The following is a 22,093-nucleotide window of genomic DNA, read 5'->3' as shown; positions in this document are numbered from 1 at the left end:
CTCAACCACCGAAGTGATAGCTGAAGTCCAGCCACCATTGGCGGCCCATGGCGTCGTAGTTGCCGGTGGGATAGTACGGCCAGCCATCGGAGTCGTCCTCCTTGATCTGGTCGAGCAGGTTGTTCACCGTCAGGCCGACGCTGGCGCGTTCGTTGAGCCGGTAGCGGGCGCTGGCGTTGAACACCGTCCACGGGCTCAGGCGCCCGCTGCCAGCGGCGTTGGTAACGCTGCCGTAGCGCACCGCGAAGAGCGTCGAGGTGAACTGTGCGTAGTCCCAGGTCAGGCTGGCGTTGAGTTTGCTGCGCCAGTCGTGGGAGTCGAGGCTGTCGCGCTGGTTCTCGCTGGGGTAGTCGTCGGACTGCTGGTAGTCGTGGGACAACACCAGGGTGTAGCCGAGGGTCGAGGAGAACGCGCCGTAGTCACCGGCGCCCCAGCGGATGTTGCTGCGCAGGTCGATGCCGCTGGTGCGCTCCTTGGCCGCGTTGATGGCATTGACGTAGACCTTGTTCAGGCGATTCGGATCGACGCTGGCGTCGCCGGCGTTGCGTTCGACCCGCGCCAGGGTGTCGCGGCACTGCGCCGAGTCCGGATCGAGCCCGCCGCTGCGGCAGGCCGCCTCGTCGCGCAGCAGTTTGTCCGGGTCGAGGGTGGTCAGCAGGTCGTCGATCTGGATGTGGTAGTAGTCGGCGGAAAAGTCGAACCTGCTCGACGGCGACCAGACGAAGCCGTAGCTCCAGTAGCGCCCGCGCTCGGACTTCAGGTCGGGCGTGCCGCTCTGCACGTAGTCGACCCGACCGTTCTTGCAAGCGCCGTCGACGCCTTTCTCGCAACCGTAGTAGTCCTTCTGCGCCGGGTAGTAGCCGTTGGCGTCGGCCTGGTAGATGTAGTTCAGGTCCGGCGCGCGGAAGCTGGTGCCGTAGCTGCCGCGGAGCAGCAGGCTGGTCAGCGGGCGCCACTCCAGCCCCAGGTTGTAGGTAGTCTGCTCCTCGGTGCGACCGCTGAACCTGTACTGGTCCCAGCGGCCGGCGGCGGACGCCAGCAGCGTGTCATGCAGCGGGATGCTGAATTCGCCGCCGGCGGCGTAACGGTCGCGCGAGCCGCCGGAGCTGCTGGCCTTGGAGACGTTGTAGAGGGAGCCGTCGTTGTATTGCGAATCGGGGCGGATCCTGTAGCCCTGCTTGCCCACCTCCAGCACGCCGGCGAAGGCCACCGGGCCGGCCGGCAGGTCGAACAGCTCGCCGTTGCCGGTGAAGCTGTAGGTCTGCGAGTAGGACTCGCTGTGCTGGGTCACGTTGCGCCGCAGGCTGCGCCATTCTTCCTCGCTCAGCGGACGTCCGAGGCGCGCCGGATCGGGATCGTAGACCGGGTAGCCATCGCGTTCGCCGAGCTTGCGGCCCAGGTACAGGTCGAGGATCCCGGCCGCCGGGGTGTAGCGGGTAGTGCGGTCGCTGCGGTACTCGGAGCGGGTCGCGGCCAGTTCGTATTCCCAGGAGGTATTGGCGACGCGGTCGCTGTAGCCGAGGGTGCCGGTCCAGGACACCTCGCGCCACTTGCTGTTGTTGCTGCTCTTGCCGCCGATCTCCTCGGGCGAGAACAGCCGGTACCAGCGCTCCAGGTCGCCGCTGGAGGCATTGATGAAGTCCGGCGAGGTGAAGGACGGCCCGCGGGTATTGTTCTGCAGGTGGTCGAAGCCGAACAGCAGGTCGGCGAACAGCTTGCCGCTGTCGCTCAGGTGCCAGGTGCCGCCGGCGTAGCCGTCGTAGTTTTCCTTCTTGGTCTGCAGGGTCCAGTAGTTGTTGTAGTACTGGTCGGTCATGCAGCGATAGCCCCCCCTGGCGCCCGGCACCGGCGCCACGTTGCCGCCGAACAGGCCGCCGAGGCCGGCGCAGGAGGCGTCGCCGAGGTAGCGTCCGCTCTGCGGGTTCAGCCGGTAACCGACGTTGTTGCCGTCCGGGTAGCTGTCCATGAAACCGCGCTGGTTGGCCCAGACCGGCTGGCGCTGCTCGACCTGCAGGCCGAACAGACCTTCGAAGTCGCCCGTCGCGCCGCCGCCGACCAGTTGCAGGCGCTGGTTGTCGCCGCCGCCGCGCTCGGTGGTGCCGGCGCGCAGGTTGACGTCGACGCCATCGAATTTCTTCTTCAGGACGATATTGACCACCCCGGCGATGGCATCCGAGCCGTAGATCGCCGAGGCGCCGCCGCTGAGGATCTCGATGCGGTCGATCATGACCGCCGGGATGTTCGCCAGGTTGGTGAAGTTCACCGAGCCGCCATAGGCGGTCGGGTAGTCGGCGACGCGCCGGCCGTTGATCAGCACCAGCGTGTGGTTGGGGCCGAGATCGCGCAGGTTGAGGGCGTTGGCCGCCGGTTGCCAGGTGTTGCCGTAGTCCTCGCCCTGGGTCATGCCGGTGTTCTGGGTCTGCGTCTGCAAGGCCTCGAAGACGTTGCGGTAGCCACGGTTCTGGATTTCCTCGCTGCTGATCACCGTGACCGGCGACGGCCCTTCCTGCTGGGCGCGGGGAATCCGCGAGCCGGTCACCACCACCCGCTCCAGGGTCTGCTCCGCGTTCGCCGCCAGCGGCTGCACCTTCGCCGCCGGTACGGCCGCGCGCAGCGGCGCGGCGGAAATCACCGCGCCGCGCTCGGAACGGCGGAACTGCAGGCCGCTACCGCGCAGGGCCTGTTCCAGGGCCTGGTCGACACTCAGCGGACCGCGCACCGCCGGCGCCTGCCGGCCGCGCACCAGCGACTGCTCGAAGGAGATCAGCAAGCCGCTCTGTCGCGAGATGCCTAGCAGCACCTGGTCCAGCGGGCCGGCGGCGACGTCGAAGGTGAGCGCCTTGGCGGCGGGCGCGGGCGTCTCCGCACGTGCCTCCGGCGGCGCGGCGTAGGCCGCCGCGAGCAGCGCGGCCAGGGCCAGGCTGGAAGGCAGGCGTGTGGATGGAGCATGGTGCGGCATCGTTCGGTTCCCCCCGAAAACATGGTTTCCAGGGGATGAGCGATGAGCGCGGGAGATTTGCAGGGCCAGCTTGGAACGCTTTGTTCTGAGCTTATAAACGCAGGCGAATAGGCGTATCGGCGGATAACGCCTCCGGCGTTATTCGCCCCACCCGACAATCTTCCCCAGCTCCGCTACCGGCCTTGCCCCGCGTAGGGCGAATAGCCGCTTGCGGCTATCCGCCGGTCCGAACACGGCGTTATCCGCCCTGCCGCCCTCGGGTCAGTACGTCAGCGCCCCGCACCAGTGCGCGCTCTTCAGTTCCTCGTAGAGCGCGCCGATCTTCAGCGAGCACTGCCGCGACGGCGGGTAGATCAGCGACACCGGGCACAGCGGCGGTTCGAACGGCTGGAGGATGCGTACCAGTCGACGCCGGCGGATCGCCTCCTCGGCCATGAAGCCCATCACCTGGACGATGCCCTGGCCGACCAGCGCCGCGTCGACCAGCGCGTCGGCCACGTCCAGCACCAGGTCGCCGCGCACCGCCAGGCTCAGCGGCTGGCCGTCGCGCTGGAACTGCCATTCCAGCAGCTTGCCGGTGTGCAGGTCGCGCACCGTCGGGCAGTTGTGCCCGGCGAGTTGCTCCAGGCGCTCCGGCGTGCCGTGACTGCGCAGGTATTCCGGCGACGCCACCGTGACCCAGCGCAACGCCGCCAATGGCCGGGCGATCAGGCGCACGTCGCCCACCCGACCGAGACGCACGGCGGCGTCGAAGCCTTCCTCGGTGAGGTCGACCAGGCGATCGGTCATCGCCGCCTCGATCTGCAATTGCGGGTAGCGCCGGGTCAGTTCGCGCAGCACCGGCATGATCACGATCCGCCCGAGCGCCTGCGGGGTGGTGATCTTCAGCGGACCGCTCGGCGCGCACTGGCGGTCCACCAGCAACTTCTCGACTTCCTCCAGCTCCGCCAGCAAGGGTGCGCAGCGCTCGTAGAACAGTTGGCCGTCCGGGGTCAGGCTGACGCTGCGGGTGGTGCGGTGCAGCAGACGCACGCCGAGTTCGGCTTCCAGCCGGCCGATGGCGCGCGACAGGCCGGACTGGGTCAGACCGAGGGAAACGGCGGCCTGGGTGAAGCTACGGGTCTCGGCCACGCGGGCGAGCAACTTGACGGCATTCAGGTCCATGGCGATCTCATCGATGATTATTTTCATCAGTGAAAGGACGGAGAGGCTATTTATCACGATTCCAGCATGAGAAACACTGGCCGCGCCCAACCCAGACCAGGAGTCCCGCCGTGACGGACCGTGCCGCCCCTTCCAACTGGATGCTCGCCCTGCTCGCCAGCGCGCAACTGATCATCGCCCTCGACGCCACCATCGTGTTCGTCGCCCTGCCGGAAATCAGCCGGGCGCTGGATTTCTCGGCGCAACGCCTGCAATGGGTGGTGAGCGCCTATACGGTGGCCTTCGGCGGCTTCCTCCTGCTCGGCGGGCGCGCCACCGACCTGCTCGGCCGGCGCCGCATGTACGTCCTCGGGCAAAGCCTGTACGCCCTCGCCTCCCTCGCGGGCGGCCTGGCCCAGAGCGAGTTGCCGTTGATCCTCGCCCGCGCCGTGCAGGGCCTGGGTGGCGCGCTGCTGTTCCCGGCGACCCTGGCGCTGATCGGCAATCACTTCGCCGAGGGCCCGGCGCGCAATCGTGCCCTGGCGATCTGGAGCATCGCCTCGGCGTTCGGCCTGGCCCTCGGTTCGGCGCTCGGCGGCGCGCTCACCGAGCTGTTCGGCTGGGCCTCGATCTTCCTGGTCAACGTGCCGCTGGCCGGCGCCGCGGCGCTGCTCGCCCTGCGCCTGATCCCGGCCGACGCCCGGCGCCAGCGCGGTCGGCGCTTCGACCTGGCCGGCGCGCTGACGGTCACCGCCGGCGCCACCCTGCTGGTCTTCGCCCTGGTCCAGGGCCCCGAGTCGGGCTGGGATGCGCCCTCGGTACGTTTCGGACTTTACCTTTCCGTCCCGCTGCTACTGGCGTTCCTCGCCATCGAACACTACAGCCGCGACCCGCTGATGCCGCTGCGCCTGCTGGGCAACCGCAACCTGCAGGTGGCGATGCTGCTGACCGCGATCTTCATGAGCAGCTACGGCGTGCAGTACTACTTCCTGGCCATCTACTTCCAGTCGGTGTACGGCTACAGCGTGTTGCAGACCGGCCTGGCGTTCCTCCCGGCGACTCTGCTCTGTACCCTCGGTATCCGCGTCGCCGAGCGCCTGCTGGCCCGCCACGGGGCACGCGCGACGCTGGTCGCCGGCCTGCTGCTGGGCGCACTCGGGCTCGGCCTGCTGGCAGCGTGCCTGCCGCTGGGGCGCGGCTTCCTGGCGCTGCTGCCGGCCATCGTGATCCTCAGCGTCGGCCAGGGCATGACCTGGACCGCCATGTGGGTCAGCGCCGCCAGCGGCGTCGATCCCGCCGAACAGGGCGTCGCCTCGGGGATGGCCTCGATGACCCAGCAGATCGGCGGCGCGCTCGGCCTGGCCCTGCTGGTGGCGCTGGCCAACGCCCAGGTGCGCGGCGCCGATGCCGCCAGCCTGCTGGCCAGCCAGGCGCGCGGCATCGAATGGGTGACCGCGCTCAGCGCCCTGCTCGCCCTGTTTGGCGCCGCCCTGGCCTTGCGTCTGCGCCGCGAGGAACCCGCGGCGTTGCAGCCGAGTCGCGGCTGATCCCGCTCAGGCGTCGCCCAGCTCGGCGCCGAGTTCCAGCGCCAGGGCCTGGAAGGCCAGGCGCGCGGCGCCGGGATGGCTGCCCTGGCGCCAGAACAGCGCTACCTGGCGGGTCGGCAACGCCGGCCGCAGCGCCACGCAGCGCAACCCGGCCTGCTGGCGCGCCACCGCCTCTGGCAGGATGCTGGCCAGCCGTCCGCGGCGAACCACGTCGACGATGGCGCTGATCGAGTTCGCCTCCAGCGCCACCCGCGCCGTCACCCCTTGCTGGCGCAGGTAAGCGTCGATGTGCCGGCGCGTGGCGAAGTCGTCGCGCAACAACGCCAACGGCAACTCCGCCAGCGCTGCGGCGGCCAGCGGTGCGTCCGCCGCCGGGTGTTCCGCCCCCAGCACCAGGCCCAGGCGCTCCAGGTAGAGCGGCTGGCTGTCGATCTCCAGCGAACCCGGTTCGCTGAAGGCCACGCCAAGGTCCAGGCGATCGTCGATCAGCGCCGCCTCCAGGGCGTCCTGGGGCAACTCCTCGAGGCTCAACTCGATGCCTGGATAGCGCTGATTGAACGGATCCACCAGGGCGCCCACCAGATAGCAGGTGAAGGTCGGCGTCATGCCCAGGCGCAGGCGGCCGCGACTGAGGTCGCGCACCTCGTGGATCGCCCGTTGCGCCGCTTCCAGCTCGCGCAAGGCACGCCGCGCATGAAGCAGGTACAACTCGCCGGCATCGGTGGGACGCACGCTCCTGCCGGAGCGGTCGAGCAATTGCACGCGCAGTTGCTCTTCCAGTTGCCGCACCTGCTGCGACAGGGTCGGCTGCGAAACGTGCAGCGCCTCGGCGGCGCGGGTGAAGTTGCGATGCTCGGCGACAGCGAGCAGGTAGCGCAGGTGGCGAAGCAGCATGGAAACATCCAACTATAGGCCAGACCAATGATTGGAATAATAAACCGGTCTTGGACCCTATGGCTCAATCCGCGCATCCTGGCCCCACCATTCGACGGCCAGGAGCCCAGCGCCATGCGTGACATCATCGACGGCTTTCTCCGCTTCCAGCGCGACGCCTACCCGGCGCGCTCGCAACTGTTCAAGTCCCTGGCCACCCGGCAAGCCCCCAAGGCGCTGTTCATCGCCTGCTCGGACAGCCGGGTGGTCCCCGAGCTGCTGACCCAGCGCGAGCCCGGCGAACTCTTCGTGATCCGTAATGCCGGCAACATCGTCCCCGGCTACGGGCCGCAGCCCGGCGGGGTCAGCGCCTCGGTGGAATACGCGGTGGCGGTGCTCGGGGTCGGCGACATCGTGGTCTGCGGCCACTCGGACTGCGGCGCGATGGGCGCCATCGCGTCCTGCGCCTGTCTCGACCAGTTGCCGGCGGTGGCCGGCTGGTTGCACCACGCCGAGGCCGCACGGGCGATGAACAGCGCCCACGAACACGCCTCCGAGGCGGCGCGGCTGGACGCCCTGGTGCGGCACAACGTGATCGCCCAACTGGCCAACCTGCGCACCCACCCCTGCGTCGCCCGCGCCCTGGAACAGGGTCGGCTGAACCTGCACGGCTGGGTCTACGACATCGAAAGCGGCCGCATCGACGCCCTCGACGGCGCCAGCCGGCGCTTCGTCTCCCTCGCCGAGCATCCCGAAGTGCGCGCGGTAGGCGGCGACCCCGGGCAGGCGGTCGCCTGAATCCCTTCCCTCACAACCACCCGCAAGGAGAGTCATCCCATGCAACACAGCCAAGTGTCCCCCAACGCGCGCCAGCAACTGGCCGAGACCGTGGTCCTGAACAAGGCCCGCCTGGGCCTGTCCTGGCAGGATCTGGCCGACGGCACCGGTCTCGCCCTGACCTTCGTCACCGCCGCCCTGCTCGGCCAGCATGCCCTGCCAGAGGCGGCGGCGCGCAAGGTCGCCGCCCAACTCGGCCTGGACGACGACGCGGTGCTCCTGCTGCAAAGCATCCCGCTGCGCGGCAGCATTCCCGGCGGCATTCCCAGCGACCCGACCATCTACCGCTTCTACGAGATGCTGCAAGTCTACGGCAGCACCCTGAAGGCACTGGTCCACGAACAGTTCGGCGACGGCATCATCAGCGCGATCAACTTCAAGCTGGACATCAAGAAGGTCGAGGACCCGGAAGGCGGCTCGCGGGCGGTGATCACCCTCGACGGCAAGTACCTGCCGACCAAACCGTTCTGAAGCGTCGCGCCGCCCGGCTCGCCGCCGGGCGCGCGCCTCAGCGGCTGGCGATGCTGACCCAGTAGGGCCCGTGGTAGTCGATCCGGATCGGCAGGCTCTGCTCCAGCAATGCCAGCGCCACGCCGCTGTCGTCCAGCGGGTAGATACCACTGACGCGCAGCGCCGCCGCGTCGTCGGCGACGCTGACGATGCCGCGGCGATAGGCGCGCAACGCCTCCAGTACCTCCCCCAGCGGACGGTCGCGGACCTCCAGCCGGCCATCCAGCCAGGCGCTCTCGCCGCCTTCGGCAGGACCTCGGGCGAGAATCGCCGAGGCGTCGAAACGCGCGCTCTGGCCGCGCTCCAGCAGGCATTGCCGTCCGTCGGCAGTGGTGATCCGCACCCGCGACTCGAGCACCACCACTCGCGAGCTGGCGCCGTCATCGCTGACCTGGAAGCGGGTTCCCTGCGCCTCGACCTGGCCGCGCCCGGTGTCGACGACGAACGGCCGCGCCGGTTCCCGTGCCACGTCAACCAGCAGGCGCCCCTCGCGTAAGCGCAGGCGACGCCGGTAGCCATCGAATTCGGGGCGTACCCGGCTGCGCGCGTCCAGCACCAGTTGGCTGCCATCCTCCAGGCGGAAACTCTGGCGTTGTCCGGTGCCGGTATACAGGTCGCCGGGCCAGGGGAAGCCGACGATGCCGATCCGCCCCAGCGCCAGCGTCGCCACGCCGAACGCCGCCAGGCCGAGGCTGCGCTGGAGAAACCGGCGACGGGCGGACGGCGCCTCGAGGGCTCCGATCAATTGCTCGGCGCGCAAGCCGTGCAAGGGCTCGTCGCGAAACGACTGCAAGCCCAGGCTGAGCCGGTCGAACACCGCACCGTGCTCGGCGTCGGCCTGGCGCCACTGCTGGAACGCCAGGCGCTCCTCGGCGCCGGCATGGCCGGATTGCAGCAGCGCCATCCACTGCGCCGCTTCGTCGAGGATGCGTTCTCGCCTTCCCTGTCTCATTCGGCAAGCACCTGGTAGCACTGCTTGAAGCCCTCGACCATGTACTGGTGGATGCGGCTGACGGAAACCTCCAGCAAGCCGGCGATCTCCACGTAGGTCAGTCCGCCGATCTGGCTATGGATGAAGGCGGCGCGGGCCTTCGGCGACAGCCCGGCGAGCATGCGCTCCAGGCGCAGCAGGGTTTCCACCACCTGGGCCTGCTCCTCGGCGGACGGCGCGAGGGCCTCCGGAAGCCCGGCCAGGCTGTCCAGGTAGGCGCGTTCCAGGTCCTGGCGCCGCCAGCCGTCGTACATCAACCGGCGGGCGATGGTGGTGAGCAGCGCGCGCGGCTCGCGGATGCTTGCCGGGTCCGGCAGGGCGAGGACCTTGAGGAAGGTTTCCGAGGCGATGTCCTCGGCGCTGTGGGGGCAGCCGAGGTAGCGCCGCAGGCGCCCGCTCAGCCAGGAATAGTCGTTCTGGAACATCAGGCCGACGAGGCGATTGCGTGTCTGATCCATGCCCATTCCGCACTCTCGTGCTACGGGCCTGCGCCACCGGGCGTCGGGGTGGCAGGCGAAACCTTGATCGGCGGGAGGCGGCGCCGACGTCGGATTGCACGTGTCCCTCCCGCAAACAGCGATGGCAGGCCGCCGGGCCTGCGCGGAAGGCAATATGCCGCAGAAGCCCGAACGCAAAAAAGAATATTAATTAAGGTGTACTTAACTTTTTGGCATTAGAAGATCGCCATCCCGCGACGACTGTCGTCATTCCTTACGAAATGGCAACGCCGCGATCCGCGGAAAGCGGCATACTCGTCAGCTTGTTTCGCCGCGTCGACAGCGCCCGCACCAATGTCCGCCTCGCTCCCCAACGACACCCCGCCCAACGACACCCTGCCCCTGGTCCTGGCCGGCCCCCTGCTGCGCCGCGCAGAGCCCGAGCGCCTGGTGTTCTGGCTGGCCACGTCATGCCCGACGACCATCGAACTGATCCTCGCCAGCGAAGGCGAGGCGGAGCGTCGGATCCGCCTCGCGGAAGGAACCCACTCGGCCATCCGCATCGGCACCCATGCCTGGCTGCACCTGCTGGATGTCGCGCTCGACCCGCCGTTGCCCTGCGCCCGCCTGGTCGACTACGACCTGCGCCTCGCCGCCGACGGCGGGGAGCCCGCGGGAATCGCCGAATGGGCGCCGCATCTGCTCTACCCCGGTCGCCAGCGCGCCAGCCTGGTGCTCAAGCCACGTCTCGACCAGTTGCTCCACGGCTCCTGCCGCAAGCCGCATCACCCGGCGGCCGATGGCCTGCTGCAGGTCGACCGGCTGCTGGAGGAAAACCTGCTGCAGGCCGAAAGCCGCCCGGCGTTGCTGATGATGAGCGGCGACCAGGTCTACGCCGACGACGTCGCCGGGCCGATGCTGGTGGCCATCCATGGGCTGATCCGCCGCCTCGGCCTGTACGGCGAACACCTGGAAGGCGCGCTGGTGGACGACAGCGAGGCGCTCTACGCACACCCGGCCACCTACTACCGGCGCGAGGACCTGCTGCCCGCCTTCAAGTCCAACGAAGCCCTGCGCGAGCGCTTCTTCGGCGGGGTGAAGAAGCCGATCTTCACCTCGGCCAACGCCCACAACCATCTGGTCGGCCTGGCCGAGGTGCTGGCGATGTACCTGCTGGTCTGGTCGCCGGCGCCCTGGCGCCTGGTCAGGCTGGAACCGCCGCCGGGGCTGGATGCGCGGCACGCGCAGCGCTTCGCCGACGAGCGCCGGCACATCGAAGCCTTCCGCGATGGCCTGCCCGGCGTGGCGCGGGCACTGGCGCATATCTCGTCGCTGATGATCTTCGACGACCACGACATCACCGACGACTGGAACCTTTCCGCGCGCTGGGAGCTGACCGCCTACGGCCATCCGTTCTCCCGGCGGATCATCGGCAACGCCCTGCTCGCCTACCTGCTCTGCCAGGGCTGGGGCAACGACCCGCAGCATTGCGGCGAATGGCTGGCGCCGGTCGCGGCCCTGATGGAGGGCGCCGCGGCAGACGGCCGGCTGCCCTGCGCCGAGCAGGACCGCCTGCTCGATGCCCTGCTCGACTTCCAGCACTGGCACTACCGGTTGCCTGGCAGCCCGACCCTGATCGTCCTCGACACGCGCACCCGCCGCTGGCGCAGCGAGCGCAACCTGGGCCGGCCCTCCGGGCTGATGGACTGGGAGGCGCTGAGTGAACTCCAGCAGGACCTGCTCGGCGAAAAGGCGGCGATCATCGTGTCGCCGGCGCCGATGTTCGGGGTCAAGCTGATCGAGGGCGTGCAGAAGCTCTTCAGCTGGATCGGCCAGCCGCTGCTGGTCGATGCGGAAAACTGGATGGCCCATCGCGGCGCGGCCTCGGTGATGATGAATATCTTCCGCCACTCGCGCACGCCGGGTAACTACCTGATCCTTTCCGGCGACGTGCATTACTCCTTCGTCTACGACATCCGGATTCGCCACCGCGAGCGCGGGCCCCGGCTCTGGCAGATCACCAGCAGCGGGATCAAGAACGAATTCCCGCGACGCCTGCTGGACTGGTTCGACCGCCTCAACCGCTGGCTCTATGCGCCCTGGTCGCCACTGAACTGGCTGACCCAGCGGCGCAGCCTGGAAATCCGCCCGCGCGTTCCGCAGCACAGCCAGGCCGGCGAGCGCCTGTGGAACAGCGCCGGGATCGGCCAGGTATTCATTGGCGAGGACGGCCGTCCGCGCGCGGTGTTGCAGGTCAATGCCGATGGCTCGCCGGCGACCGCCTTCGAGCGACATCGCGACGTCGAAGACGAACGAGCGGACCAGTCGCCGGTCGCGCCGGGTCGCTGAGACGCCAGAACAAGGGGGACGGGCGGACGCCGCGCCGCGTCATCCGCCCGCCCGGTTTCAGAACGGCCGCTCCTGCACGTCCAGGGTCGCCGCCAGCGCTTGCCAGAGCACCTCGGCGAAGACCCGCTGGGCGTCGCCGGACAGGTACGCCTGCATGGCCGCTTCATCGCTCCACTCGCTGTGCAACAGCCACAGGTCGGCGTCCCCGTCCGCCTGGCGCAGTTCGTAGCGCAGGCAACCGGGCGCGGCCTGGCCCGCCTGCGCCAGCTCTTGCAGGCGCAGGCCGAGGCGGTGCGACTGGCCGCTGCGGGCGCGAATGCTGACCAGGTGACTGGCCCGATTGAACGCTGGCATGCTCTCTGCCTCCTCGACATGGATTCGCCGCTGCGCAAGCGGCACCAGGAGTGGAAGGGCCGGCGGCGCCGAGACGCCGGCCGGCCGCTGTGGGGTGTAAGGGTGACGCATGTGCCCTGCCTCCGATTACCAGTTGCCGGGATGGGTCCGCGCCAGCGTGCCGCCCGCGGCGGGGCCGGCAGGCGAACGGGAAGGCGTGTCGGGGACCAGAGCGCCGTCGCGCGACCGCGAACGGGAGGCGCCCGGCGCGCGCTCCGGCGGCACGCCGCCCGATGACAGTCTGGCCTGTTGATTTGACATAGGTGTGTCCCCCTGCAGGTATTTCCCATCGGCATGACGGAGATTCCGCCATGCCAGCCAGATTAGGGGGACGGCGCGGGGAATCGGTAGACGGATACTGTCGGGTTCTTGCCTGAAACTGCCGCGTTCCGGTTTTTTCTCATCCGCTTGCGCCCGGTGAAACGAGCTGGCTTGCCTGTTCCTGGCGAATGCTTGCCTGATCCTGCCATCGCGCAGCGCGATGGATGCCTGTCGCCGCGACGCGCGCTAGTCTTGGGAAGGTTTCCCCCGCGAGTCCCCGCATGAGCGAAAACACCCCGCTTCTTTCCGTCGATCTCCCCGCCGAATTGCGCCAGCGCCAGAGCGAACTGGCGCAGTCGCTGCTCAGGCATTGCCCCCGCGACGGTATCTACGGCACCGCCGTCGAACCCCTCGCCCTGATCCGCGCCGACGGCCCCACCCTGCCGGCGCGCGGCATGCACAAACCTGCCCTGTGCATCATCGCCCAGGGCCGCAAGGAGGTGCAGTTGGCCGAGGAACGCTATATCTACGATCCGTTGCACTACCTGGTGGTCTCGGTCACCCTGCCGCTGGCCGGCCAGGTGATCGACGCCTCGCCGGACGCGCCCTACCTCTGCGTCCGGCTGGATATCGACCCGGCGGAAATCACCCAGTTGATCTCCGACGCCGGGCCCATGGAAGTGGCCAGCCGGCGCGGCGACCGCGGCCTCTACGTCGACCGTATCGACGCCAGCCTGCTGGATGCGGTGCTGCGCCTGATCCATCTGCTGGACAGCCCGCGCGACATCCCGATGCTGGCGCCGCTGATCCTCCGCGAGATTTTCTACCGGCTGCTGCGCAGCGGCCAGGGCCAGCGCCTGCACGAGATCGCCATCGCCGACAGCCAGGCCCACCGCATCACCCGCGCCATCGACTGGATCAACCAGAACTACGGCAAGCCGCTGCGCATCGAGCAACTGGCCCAGGTGGTCAACCTCAGCCCCTCGACCCTGCACCACCGCTTCAAGGCCGTGACCGCGATGAGCCCGTTGCAGTACCAGAAGCAGCTGCGCTTGCAGGAAGCACGCCGGCTGATCTTCAGCGAGGGCCTGGAAGTGGCCGCCGCCGGCTACCGGGTCGGCTACGAAAGCCCGTCGCAGTTCAGCCGCGAGTACAGCCGGCTGTTCGGCGCCCCGCCGCTGCGCGACCTGGCGCGGGCGCGCAACACCGCCTAGGGGAACGCGGCAGCGGCCGCGACGGTCAATCGGGAAGCGGCGGGATACCTTCGTCGCCCCGACCGACCTTGCGCAACCGTACCCGCCATGACCCGAGCCCTGCCCCTGCTCCTGCTTGCCCTGTCCCTTCCCGCCGCGGCGACGGACAGCGAGTCGTTCGCCCGCCGCTACCTGGCCTATGCCCATGCCGTCGGCCAGCACAGCGAACGACTTTGGCCCGGCTGGCGGATGGCCGACAAGGCCTTCCTCTACAGCGATGGCCGCAGTACCTGGGTCGCCGATGCCGAAGGCCGCGCGCAGCGCACCACGGCGGCGGGCGACAGCGACCCGGATCTCGACCTGAGCTATGCCTTTCCGCGTTACCGGGGCCGTCCGGCGGTGCTGCTGCAGATCAGCGCCGCGCACCTGCGGAGCAATACCGGCAATAGCGAGACGCTGGCCGCCATCGGCCCGCACGAAGCCTTCCATCGCTACGCCCAGGAAGACTGGCCGGGCCTGCGCAAGCCCGGTGGCTATCGCGGCGACCTGGCCACGCTCGACCCGCGCCCGCGGGAATACCGCTATGCCCTGTTCCAGTCGCTGCTCCAGGCCCTGCGCACGCCCGGGCAGCGCGACAGCTACCTGAGCGACGCCCAGGGCTGGCTGCGCCGCTGGCGCGAAGCTGCTCCCGAGGAAAGCCGGCTGGCGGCGCAGGTCGATCTCAGCGAAGGCACCGCGCGCTACATCGAGATGGCCGCCGCCGCGCGCTACCGCACCGATTTCGCCGAGGATCCGCAACGCTATCGGCAGGCGCTGCGGGAGTACGCGCTGGCCTTCTACGATGCCAACGAGATCGGCGTCGGCGTCGACAGCGAAGCCTACGAGATCGGCGCGCTGGCCGGAGTGCTGCTGGACCTGCGCGACGACGACGCGGACTGGAAGGAGGCCGCGATAGCCGGCACCTGGCCGCTGGACTACCTGCTGCGCGACCAGCCTCCGGCCTGGAGCGAACTTCCCGACGACGCGCGGGCGCGCGGCGAGCGCTACCGGCGTGAGATGGGCGCCACCCGCCAGCGCCTGGTCGAGTTGCAGGAGGCCTTCGCCGACCCACGGCGACCGCTGCTGGTGATCCCGCAACCGCGCCGCACCATCGGCTTCACCACGGCGGCCAGCAAGGTGCGCGGGGGCTTTTACGTTCTTGCCGACGGGCCGTTCCGCCAGGCCTACCTCGGCGCGCGCTGGAATGTCGGCGAGCTGACCCTGGACGGCGTCGACTACCTGGAGGGCGACGCCGAGGCGTACTGCCCGGGCTACGGCCGTTCGGCACTGATTCCATTGCGCGGAGGCGCTTGGCGCGAGGGCACGCTGGCGCCGGAAGAACCCGGCCTGCGCGGCCGCCTGGCGACTGCTCGCAGCCTCGTCGACGGGCGGACCCTTTATTGCGCAGCGGAGAATGCTCCTTGAGGACCGACAACGGCGCTACAATGCCCGCTCGCCGCCGCAACCCCGCCGAGGGCTCGCCATGAAGTTCCTGCTGATCGGGCTGATCCGCTTCTACCAGTACGCAATCAGCCCGCTGATCGGTCCCCGCTGCCGCTTCTACCCCAGTTGCTCGCACTACACCCTGGAAGCCATCCGCGTACATGGCGCGCTGCGAGGCGGCTACCTCGGCGCGCGCCGGCTGCTGCGCTGCCACCCCTGGCACCCGGGCGGCTACGACCCGGTTCCGGAGCGCCAGGAACAGGCGTGCGCCTGCCACAGAACGGCGAAGCCCGGCGAATGAAGCCGGCGAAAAGATCGCAACGGCGACATCCCGCACATAACCGGACCCGCCGGTCGACATGCGGAATTGATAAAACCTATCATTCAGGGTCCATCTCCCCGGCTATCGCCCGGCGCCCCCTTGCGCCCGACTACGCCGGGGAGTTCCGCTCAAACGTTTCATCCTGAGGCTCCGATGCCCCGTCATCCCTTCTCCCCTTCCTTCCTCGCCGCCAGCGTCTTCTGCGCCGCCACCCCGGCCCTCGCCGCGCTGCAACCGATCGCCGAGGCGCCGCTGGCCGGCGAAACCGAGTTCCGCTGCCAGTTCAACGCCGACAACAGCACCGATTGCGTGAGCACCTACAGCTTCACCATCCTCAAGCCGAGCGGCCGCGAGATGCTCTCGCGCATCGATCGCAGCTACGCGGAGACCGACAGCCTGATCGTGGAGAAGGCCGAGCTGACCCAGCCCGGCGGCAAGCCGGTGCCGCTGGACCAGTCGCAGATCGATACGCGCACCGCGCCGAACCCGGACCAGGGCTTCCTGCGCGAACGCCAGACCTCCCTGGCGTTCCCCAACCTGCGCGTCGGCACCCGCATCAGCTACACCCTGCGCGAGCACTTCACCGCCAAGCCGCTGAGCACCCAGTTCCACTACATCCTCAGCCGCCCGCCGATGCCGGTGCGCGACGACCGCTTCGTCGCCGAGTTCAAGGCCGAGCGGCCGATCTTCGTGCGCAGCGAGCTGATGGACGCCTATCGCATCGAACAGAGCGCCGACAAGAAGACCCTCAAGGTCAGCCTGAAAAAGCCGCAATACACCAACTACATCAACGAAGCCGGCAACGCCTACCTGCGCCATACCCCGCGCCTGGAGCTGGGCAGTTCGCTGGACCTGCAGGACAACTTCGGCCCGTTCGCCGCGCGCTACAACGAGATCCTCGCCGCGGAGCTGCCCAAGGGCGCCGCGGCGGCCGTCGCCGCGGTGAAGGGCAAGCCGGCCCGCGAGCAGGTCGCCGGCCTGATGCAGTACATCAACGACACCTACCGCTACCTGGGCGACTGGCGCGCCAGCGAGCGCGGCTACGTGCCCTTCTCCCTGGCGGAGATCGAGCGCAATGGCTACGGCGACTGCAAGGACCTGGCGATCCTCCTCGCCGCCATGCTCAAGGCCGCCGGGATCAAGGCCGAACCGACCCTGGTCAGCCGCGGCGACGTGGTCTGGGACCTGCTGGTGCCCGGCATGTACGCGCCGAACCATGCCATCGTCCGCGCCGAGGTGGACGGCAAGACCTGGTGGCTGGACCCGACCAACCCGGTGTTCGCTCCCGGCCGCACCATGCCCGACATCCAGCAGCGCTGGGCGCTGGTGCTGGGCGCCGACGGCAAGGTGCGGCGCGACGAGATTCCCCTGGAAGCGCCCGGCGACACCCTGCGCGTGACCCGCAGCGAGTATTACACCCATGACGGCGAAGCCCGGGTCGAGTCGCGCGTGGAGCTGTCCAATGCGCCGCTGATGCAGCTCAGCGTCGCCGATCGCCAGCGCGGCCGCACCAGCACCGACCAGGACCTGTGCCGCAACTTCGCCAAGGAAGGCAGCGACTGCGTGCTGGAGCGCGACGACAGCCAGTTCGTGCTGCCACCCAGCTATACGATCAGTGCCAGGCTTACCGACCGCCGCGCCCTCGACCGGCTCGGCGGAGAGTATTTCTACAACCGCCAGGACCTGGCCAGCCAGTGGGATGCCTTCGCCAAGTACCGTAGCGAAGGCCAGTTGGCCGAGCTGTACCTGGGCGAACCGCAGATCACCTCCTACGACATCAGCCTGTCCGGCGGCAAGACCGACGAGCCGGCGCACAGTTGCGAGATCCGCAGCCCCTGGTTCGACATCGACCTGCAGGCCGAACCGGCCAAGGACGGCGGCTACCACTATCGCTACCGGGAAGTGCAGAAGACCAGTTGGCTCAACCACGACGAGATCAACAGCGCCGAGTTCGGCAAGCTGATCGAGCAGAGCCGCGGTTGCGTCGAGCAACTGCGCCTGGTGGTCAAGCTGGACAAGCGTCCCTGAGCGACGCGCGCCCGCTCCGGCGGGCGCGTCCAGCCGCACAGCGGGCGATTCTTCTACTCGCCCGCGCAGCCCTCCAGGCCGAGCGCCTGCTCATAGAAACGCGCCATGCGCTCCGGGTCGGCGACGTACGCCAGCATTCCGCTGGCGAGCCTGTCGCCTACACCTGCCAATCGAGCCGCAGCCCGGATTCGAACGTACGCCTCTCCCCGCTCAGCGGGTCGTCGAAGCGCAGCCCCCTGGCCAGCAGCTTGAGCGGCCGCCGGTAATCGTCGGGGCTGTCCTCGGCGTCCAGCAGCTCGGGATAGAACCCGTCGTTCTGGATACCCGCGCCGAGTGCCGCGAGGTGCACGCGCAGCTGGTGCTTCTTGCCGGTCACCGGATACAGCCGGTAGCGCCACCAGCGGCCGTTGCGCTCGGCGACCTCGATGCGCGTCTCGCTGTTCGGCTCGCCCTCGCCTTCGCGCATGCGGAAGAACGGCTCGCCGGGCACCAGGCGGGTCCTGCGCAGCAACGGGAAGTCCAGTCGCGGCAAGGCCGGAGCGATCGCTTCGTAGTACTTGTCGATGCGCCGCTCGCGGAACAGCGCCTGGTAGCGCCCGCGGCTGCCGGGATTGGTCGAGAACAGCACCAGCCCGGCGGTATGCCGGTCGATCCGATGCAGCGGCACCAGGTCGCGATTGCCGGTGCTGCGGGCCAGCCGCGCCAGGAGCGTCTGCTCGACATAGCCGCCGGCCGGCATCACCGGCAGGAAGTGCGGCTTGTCCGCCACCAGCAGATGCTCGTCGCGGTACAGGATGCGCGCCTCGAAAGGGATCGGCGCCTCCGCCGGCAACTCGCGGAAGTAGTGCACACGCAGGCCTTCGCGATACGCCGCCTGCGGGCCCAGCGCACGCCCCTCGGCGTCCAGCACCCGGCCCCGCTGCATGCGCGCCAGCCAGGTATCGCGGTCGATGGCCGGGAAACGCGCGCAGAGACAATCGAGCACGGTGCTCCAGGGGCCGGCCGGCAGATGCAGGGTGCTGGCGCGGAGACTGGCGTCGGGCAAGGAAGGAGACGACATGCGGCAACTCGGGAAGGACGGGCGAACATTAGGCCGCAGCGCGGCGCACAGGTCAAAGCGCGCCGGAGCGAAACGAAGAAACCGCCCGAGGGCGGTTTCTTCCGTGATCCAGGGATCGAATCAGGCGGCGCTCGCCTTGCGCTCCTCCGCCAGGCAGGCGGCGGCGGTGAACAGCACGTCGGTCGAGGAGTTCAGCGCCGTCTCCGCGGAGTCCTGGAGGATCGCGATGATGAAGCCTACCGCTACCACCTGCATCGCCACCTCGCTGGGAATCCCGAACAGGCTGCAGGCCAGCGGGATCAACAGCAGCGAGCCGCCGGCCACGCCGGATGCGCCGCAGGCGCAGACCGACGCCACCACGCTGAGCAGGATCGCGGTCGGTACGTCCACGGCGATGCCCAGGGTATGCACCGCTGCCAGGGTCAGCACGGTGATGGTGATCGCTGCGCCGGCCATGTTGATGGTCGCGCCCAGCGGGATCGATACCGAATAGGTGTCTTCGTGCAGGCCCAGGCGCTCGCAGAGCTGCAGGTTGACCGGGATATTGGCTGCCGAGCTGCGGGTGAAGAAGGCGGTCATGCCGCTTTCGCGCAGGCAGGTCAGCACCAGCGGATAGGGATTGCGGCGGATCTTCAGGAACACGATCAGCGGGTTGACCACGAAGGCCACGAACAGCATGCAGCCGAGCAACACCACCAGCAGGTGGGCATAGCCTTTCAGGGCCTCGACGCCGGACTCGGCGAAGGTCGAGGCGACCAGGCCGAAGATGCCCAGCGGGGCGAAGCGGATCACCACCTTGACGATCAGCGAGACGCCGTTGGACAGCTCGGAGAGCAGGTTGCGGGTGGTATCGCTGGCGTGGCGGAAGGCGATGCCGAGGCCGATGGCCCAGGCCAGGATGCCGATGAAGTTGGCCGAGATCAGGGCGTTGACCGGGTTGTCCACCACGCTCAGCAGCAGGGACTGGAGCACCTCGGCGATGCCGCCCGGAGGCGACATCTCGCCCGGATGGCTGGCCAGCACCAGGCTCGAGGGGAAGGCGAAGCTGGCGATCACCGCCACCACCGCGGCGCTGAAGGTGCCGACCAGGTACAGCAGCAGGATCGGCCGGATATGGGTCTGCTGGCCTTGCCTGTGGTTGGCGATGGATGCCATCACCAGGACGAACACCAGTACCGGCGCGACGGCCTTCAGCGCGGAAACGAAGACCTTGCCGATGAAGCCGACCTTGAGCGCGGCGGCCGGGAAGAAGCTGGCGAGCAGCAGGCCGGCGATCAGGCCGACGATGATCTGGCCCACCAGGCTGGTACGCGTCAGCAGATGAAGCAGGGGACGTTCAGGGTATGTCATGCAGATTTCTACTCTTATAGGTGTGTCGAAGGCCGGCCCAGGCAGCTTCCATGCCGAACGACCCTGTGCCGTTCCGCCCCCGCGAAGGGATGGTTCGAGCGAGCCGGGTAGTCTAGGGAAGGACGCGCAGCACCACAGGAAACACCGACCAGCGGATACCAGGCTCCCCCGCCACGGCCATCGAACCGGATCGGGACGGCGTGGATTCTAGCCGTGTCTGCGCTTTTTGGGGGCGTCCAATTCTGTCTGGATTCGGACATGTCGTCGCAGGTGCATTGCCAGCCGGGAGGCCGGAAACCCCTGTGAAAAGGAGGGAAAACGCTGAATTCGCTGTCTGCAGATAGCCAAAGCCCGCCGTGAGGCGGGCTTCAGATGGGGGGCTAGTCCGTTAGCCATGGGTCCATGATTGACCCGTCACCGTGAAAATTTCGTGAAGATTACCAATCTTTTTCCTTCACTTTTTCGCTGAATCCATTCACCGCTCGCCTCACTGGGTCGGGCTCAGTTCGCTCTCCTGGAAGCGCGGCGGCGGACGGCTGAAGCTGCGGGTCAGGTAGAACAGGTAGCCGAAGCCCAGCCCGGCCCAGATCAGCCCCATCACCAGCGAGGTGCTTTCCAGGTTGAGCCAGAGCACCGCGACGATGGCCGCGCCGAGCAGCGGCAGGACCAGGTAGTGGAAATGCTCCTTGAGGCTGCGGTTGCGCCCGCCGCGCACATAGAAATGCACGATCACCGAGAGATTGACGAAGGTGAAGGCCACCAGGGCGCCGAAATTGATCAGCGCGGTCGCCGTCACCAGGTCGAAGGAGATCGCCGAGAGCGCCACCATGCCCACGATCAGCACGTTGATCGACGGCGTACGCCATTTCGGATGGACGAAGCCGAAGATCCGCTCCGGCAGCACATTGTCCCGCCCCATCACGTACAGCAGGCGCGACACGCTGGCCTGGGAGGCCAGGCCAGACGCCAGGGTATTGATGAAGGTGGCGCAGAGGAAGATCGACTGGAACAGCTTGCCGCCGACGTACAGGGCGATTTCCGGCAGCGCCGCGTCGGGTTCCTTGAAGCGTACGTTGGTCGGGAAATAGGACTGCAGGAAATACGACACGGTGATGAAGATCACCCCGCCGTACAGCGCGGTGAGGAAGATCGCCCGCGGGATCACCTTGGCGGCGTCGCGGGTTTCCTCGGACAGCGTGGTCACCGCGTCGAAACCGAGGAAGGAAAAGCAGAGGATCGTCGCCCCCGCCACCATCGCCGAGAGATGCGCGTGCTCGGAGAAGAACGGCTGGGTGCTGAGCACCGTGGCGGTCCCCTCCCCGTTGTTCAGGCCATGGATCACCAGGCCGATGAAGACCACGATGATCGCCAGTTGGACCAGCACGAAGACGGTGTTGAAATTGGCGACCAGGTTCACGCTCTTGATGTTGATGAGGGTCATGATCAGCACGAACATCACCACCCAGACCCATGGCGCGACCTCGGGGAACAGTGCGGTCAGGTAGATCTTCGCCAGCAGCGCGTTGATCATCGGCAGGAACAGGTAGTCCAGCAGCGACGACCAGCCGACCATGAAGCCGACATGGGGATTGATCGCCCGTTGCGCGTAGGTATAGGCCGAGCCTGCGGTGGGGAACTGGCGGACCAGCTTGCCGTAGCTGATCGCGGTGAACAGCACGCCGGCGAGGGCCAGCAGGTAGGCGGTGGGCACGTGTCCCTGGGAAATCCCGGATACGATGCCGAAGGTGTCGAAGACGGTCATCGGGGTCAGGTAGGCCAACCCGATCATGACGATCTGCCACAGCTTGAGGGACTTGCGAAGCTGGGTTCGTTCTGCGGTGGGGGGAGGATTCGACATGGGTATGCTTGCCTCGATTTCTTCTTTTTCTAATGCACAGCAAAGGAAGGCGGACGGGCGGAAACCGCAGGCTTGCCGCCGTCTACCTTCAGCAAGGGTGGAAACCTCGACGGAAGAACGGGCGGGCGGCGCCGGACCGGAGCCGCCCGCCCATGCTCACACGGTGTGCAGGTACCAGTTGTACTCGAGGTCGGAGATCGAGTGCTCGAACTCCTCCAGCTCGCTTTCCTTGCAGGCGACGAAGATGTCGATGTACTTCGGATCGATGTACTTCGCCAGGATCTCGCTGTCGTCCAGTTCACGCAGGGCGTCGCGCAGGTTGTTCGGCAGGCTCGGCTCCAACTGCTCGTAGGAGTTGCCTTCGATCGGCGCGCCCGGCTCGACCTGGTTGGTCAGGCCGTGGTGTACCCCGGCCAGCACCGAGGCCAGCAGCAGGTAGGGGTTGGCGTCGGCGCCGGCGACGCGATGTTCCAGGCGTACCGCGTCCGGGCTGCCGGTGG

Annotated in this window: 17 protein-coding genes and 1 pseudogene; 8 read left to right on the top strand and 10 right to left on the bottom strand. The window is 68.2% G+C overall.

All coding sequences use genetic code 11. The annotated features are described in order from the left end of the window. Position 1: 1 nt before the first annotated feature. On the bottom strand, positions 2 to 2,959 hold the full coding sequence (locus tag HMPREF2581_RS17435; protein ID WP_016254167.1) for a TonB-dependent receptor: 2,958 nt from the start codon (positions 2,957 to 2,959) through the stop codon (positions 2 to 4). A gap of 261 nt (positions 2,960 to 3,220) precedes the next feature. Continuing rightward, positions 3,221 to 4,123 carry a LysR family transcriptional regulator gene (locus HMPREF2581_RS17430; RefSeq protein WP_003107805.1) on the bottom strand — a complete coding sequence of 301 codons (903 nt, stop codon included), beginning with the start codon at positions 4,121 to 4,123 and terminating at the stop codon, positions 3,221 to 3,223. 140 nt (positions 4,124 to 4,263) lie between these two features. Between HMPREF2581_RS17430 and HMPREF2581_RS17425 the strand changes: the two genes are divergently transcribed. Continuing rightward, on the top strand, positions 4,264 to 5,649 hold the full coding sequence (locus tag HMPREF2581_RS17425; RefSeq protein ID WP_049259910.1) for an MFS transporter: 1,386 nt from the start codon (positions 4,264 to 4,266) through the stop codon (positions 5,647 to 5,649). 6 nt (positions 5,650 to 5,655) lie between these two features. On the opposite strand, the gene cynR is transcribed toward HMPREF2581_RS17425, so the two are convergent. Then, entirely contained in the window at positions 5,656 to 6,543 is an 888-nt protein-coding gene (gene cynR / locus HMPREF2581_RS17420; protein ID WP_003139672.1) for a transcriptional regulator CynR, read from the bottom strand. A 114-nt stretch (positions 6,544 to 6,657) separates the two neighbouring features. Between cynR and cynT the strand changes: the two genes are divergently transcribed. Both cynT and cynS read left to right on the top strand, forming a co-directional pair. After that, entirely contained in the window at positions 6,658 to 7,320 is a 663-nt protein-coding gene (gene cynT / locus HMPREF2581_RS17415; protein ID WP_003139674.1) for a carbonic anhydrase CynT, read from the top strand. A gap of 39 nt (positions 7,321 to 7,359) precedes the next feature. Then, positions 7,360 to 7,830 (top strand): cyanase, encoded by a 471-nt coding sequence (gene cynS, locus HMPREF2581_RS17410; RefSeq protein ID WP_003088707.1) that lies wholly within the window; start codon positions 7,360 to 7,362, stop codon positions 7,828 to 7,830. A 37-nt stretch (positions 7,831 to 7,867) separates the two neighbouring features. On the opposite strand, the gene HMPREF2581_RS17405 is transcribed toward cynS, so the two are convergent. Both HMPREF2581_RS17405 and HMPREF2581_RS17400 read right to left on the bottom strand, forming a co-directional pair. After that, on the bottom strand, positions 7,868 to 8,821 hold the full coding sequence (locus tag HMPREF2581_RS17405) for a FecR family protein (protein WP_003139677.1): 954 nt from the start codon (positions 8,819 to 8,821) through the stop codon (positions 7,868 to 7,870). After that, positions 8,818 to 9,324 (bottom strand): sigma-70 family RNA polymerase sigma factor, encoded by a 507-nt coding sequence (locus HMPREF2581_RS17400; RefSeq protein ID WP_003139679.1) that lies wholly within the window; start codon positions 9,322 to 9,324, stop codon positions 8,818 to 8,820. The genes HMPREF2581_RS17405 and HMPREF2581_RS17400 overlap by 4 nt, the downstream gene beginning before the upstream one ends. A 327-nt stretch (positions 9,325 to 9,651) precedes the next feature. On the opposite strand from HMPREF2581_RS17400, the gene HMPREF2581_RS17395 reads away from it, so the two are divergent. Then, positions 9,652 to 11,646 (top strand): alkaline phosphatase D family protein, encoded by a 1,995-nt coding sequence (locus HMPREF2581_RS17395; RefSeq protein WP_016254166.1) that lies wholly within the window; start codon positions 9,652 to 9,654, stop codon positions 11,644 to 11,646. 57 nt (positions 11,647 to 11,703) lie between these two features. On the opposite strand, the gene HMPREF2581_RS17390 is transcribed toward HMPREF2581_RS17395, so the two are convergent. Further along, complete coding sequence (locus HMPREF2581_RS17390; protein ID WP_003088696.1) at positions 11,704 to 12,000, bottom strand: antibiotic biosynthesis monooxygenase family protein; 297 nt, start codon at positions 11,998 to 12,000, stop codon at positions 11,704 to 11,706. A gap of 581 nt (positions 12,001 to 12,581) precedes the next feature. Here HMPREF2581_RS17390 and cmrA point away from each other — a divergent pair. From cmrA to HMPREF2581_RS17370, 4 genes are all read left to right on the top strand, one after another. Next, complete coding sequence (gene cmrA / locus HMPREF2581_RS17385; protein WP_003088694.1) at positions 12,582 to 13,514, top strand: AraC family transcriptional regulator CmrA; 933 nt, start codon at positions 12,582 to 12,584, stop codon at positions 13,512 to 13,514. 87 nt (positions 13,515 to 13,601) lie between these two features. Continuing rightward, positions 13,602 to 14,957 carry a hypothetical protein gene (locus HMPREF2581_RS17380; RefSeq protein ID WP_015503020.1) on the top strand — a complete coding sequence of 452 codons (1,356 nt, stop codon included), beginning with the start codon at positions 13,602 to 13,604 and terminating at the stop codon, positions 14,955 to 14,957. Between the two features lie 58 nt (positions 14,958 to 15,015). After that, positions 15,016 to 15,276 carry a membrane protein insertion efficiency factor YidD gene (gene yidD, locus HMPREF2581_RS17375; protein WP_003088692.1) on the top strand — a complete coding sequence of 87 codons (261 nt, stop codon included), beginning with the start codon at positions 15,016 to 15,018 and terminating at the stop codon, positions 15,274 to 15,276. Positions 15,277 to 15,450: 174 nt separating this feature from the next. Continuing rightward, complete coding sequence (locus HMPREF2581_RS17370; RefSeq protein ID WP_003139685.1) at positions 15,451 to 17,325, top strand: DUF3857 domain-containing transglutaminase family protein; 1,875 nt, start codon at positions 15,451 to 15,453, stop codon at positions 17,323 to 17,325. A gap of 157 nt (positions 17,326 to 17,482) precedes the next feature. On the opposite strand, the gene HMPREF2581_RS17365 is transcribed toward HMPREF2581_RS17370, so the two are convergent. The 4 genes and pseudogenes from HMPREF2581_RS17365 to HMPREF2581_RS17350 all read right to left on the bottom strand — a co-directional run. Then, the gene (locus HMPREF2581_RS17365; protein WP_003111649.1) at positions 17,483 to 18,385 is read right to left on the bottom strand and encodes an RluA family pseudouridine synthase; all 903 of its coding nucleotides are present in this window, start codon (positions 18,383 to 18,385) and stop codon (positions 17,483 to 17,485) included. 120 nt (positions 18,386 to 18,505) lie between these two features. Then, positions 18,506 to 19,735, bottom strand: a complete 1,230-nt coding sequence (gene sstT, locus HMPREF2581_RS17360; protein WP_003088680.1) for a serine/threonine transporter SstT — start codon at positions 19,733 to 19,735, stop codon at positions 18,506 to 18,508. Positions 19,736 to 20,222: 487 nt separating this feature from the next. After that, a complete protein-coding gene (locus tag HMPREF2581_RS17355; RefSeq protein WP_003088677.1) occupies positions 20,223 to 21,593 on the bottom strand; it encodes an APC family permease in 1,371 nt (456 codons plus the stop codon). A gap of 156 nt (positions 21,594 to 21,749) precedes the next feature. Beyond that, positions 21,750 to 22,093, bottom strand: a pseudogene (locus HMPREF2581_RS17350) (glutamine synthetase); the annotation flags it as partial.

It is taken from the genome of Pseudomonas sp. HMSC057H01 (genome assembly GCF_001836405.1).
GTDB lineage: Bacteria > Pseudomonadota > Gammaproteobacteria > Pseudomonadales > Pseudomonadaceae > Pseudomonas > Pseudomonas aeruginosa.
This window is presented reverse-complemented; position numbering and strand designations above follow the sequence as displayed.

What these genes read in the sequence shown, in the direction of transcription:
- HMPREF2581_RS17435 (WP_016254167.1), bottom strand. Translation starts at nt 2,959, where the DNA reads ATGCCGCACCATGCTCCATCCACACGCCTGCCTTCCAGCCTGGCCCTG.
- HMPREF2581_RS17430 (WP_003107805.1), bottom strand. Translation starts at nt 4,123, where the DNA reads ATGGACCTGAATGCCGTCAAGTTGCTCGCCCGCGTGGCCGAGACCCGT.
- HMPREF2581_RS17425 (WP_049259910.1), top strand. Translation starts at nt 4,264, where the DNA reads ATGCTCGCCCTGCTCGCCAGCGCGCAACTGATCATCGCCCTCGACGCC.
- cynR (WP_003139672.1), bottom strand. Translation starts at nt 6,543, where the DNA reads ATGCTGCTTCGCCACCTGCGCTACCTGCTCGCTGTCGCCGAGCATCGC.
- cynT (WP_003139674.1), top strand. Translation starts at nt 6,658, where the DNA reads ATGCGTGACATCATCGACGGCTTTCTCCGCTTCCAGCGCGACGCCTAC.
- cynS (WP_003088707.1), top strand. Translation starts at nt 7,360, where the DNA reads ATGCAACACAGCCAAGTGTCCCCCAACGCGCGCCAGCAACTGGCCGAG.
- HMPREF2581_RS17405 (WP_003139677.1), bottom strand. Translation starts at nt 8,821, where the DNA reads ATGAGACAGGGAAGGCGAGAACGCATCCTCGACGAAGCGGCGCAGTGG.
- HMPREF2581_RS17400 (WP_003139679.1), bottom strand. Translation starts at nt 9,324, where the DNA reads ATGGGCATGGATCAGACACGCAATCGCCTCGTCGGCCTGATGTTCCAG.
- HMPREF2581_RS17395 (WP_016254166.1), top strand. Translation starts at nt 9,652, where the DNA reads ATGTCCGCCTCGCTCCCCAACGACACCCCGCCCAACGACACCCTGCCC.
- HMPREF2581_RS17390 (WP_003088696.1), bottom strand. Translation starts at nt 12,000, where the DNA reads ATGCCAGCGTTCAATCGGGCCAGTCACCTGGTCAGCATTCGCGCCCGC.
- cmrA (WP_003088694.1), top strand. Translation starts at nt 12,582, where the DNA reads ATGAGCGAAAACACCCCGCTTCTTTCCGTCGATCTCCCCGCCGAATTG.
- HMPREF2581_RS17380 (WP_015503020.1), top strand. Translation starts at nt 13,602, where the DNA reads ATGACCCGAGCCCTGCCCCTGCTCCTGCTTGCCCTGTCCCTTCCCGCC.
- yidD (WP_003088692.1), top strand. Translation starts at nt 15,016, where the DNA reads ATGAAGTTCCTGCTGATCGGGCTGATCCGCTTCTACCAGTACGCAATC.
- HMPREF2581_RS17370 (WP_003139685.1), top strand. Translation starts at nt 15,451, where the DNA reads ATGCCCCGTCATCCCTTCTCCCCTTCCTTCCTCGCCGCCAGCGTCTTC.
- HMPREF2581_RS17365 (WP_003111649.1), bottom strand. Translation starts at nt 18,385, where the DNA reads ATGTCGTCTCCTTCCTTGCCCGACGCCAGTCTCCGCGCCAGCACCCTG.
- sstT (WP_003088680.1), bottom strand. Translation starts at nt 19,735, where the DNA reads ATGACATACCCTGAACGTCCCCTGCTTCATCTGCTGACGCGTACCAGC.
- HMPREF2581_RS17355 (WP_003088677.1), bottom strand. Translation starts at nt 21,593, where the DNA reads ATGTCGAATCCTCCCCCCACCGCAGAACGAACCCAGCTTCGCAAGTCC.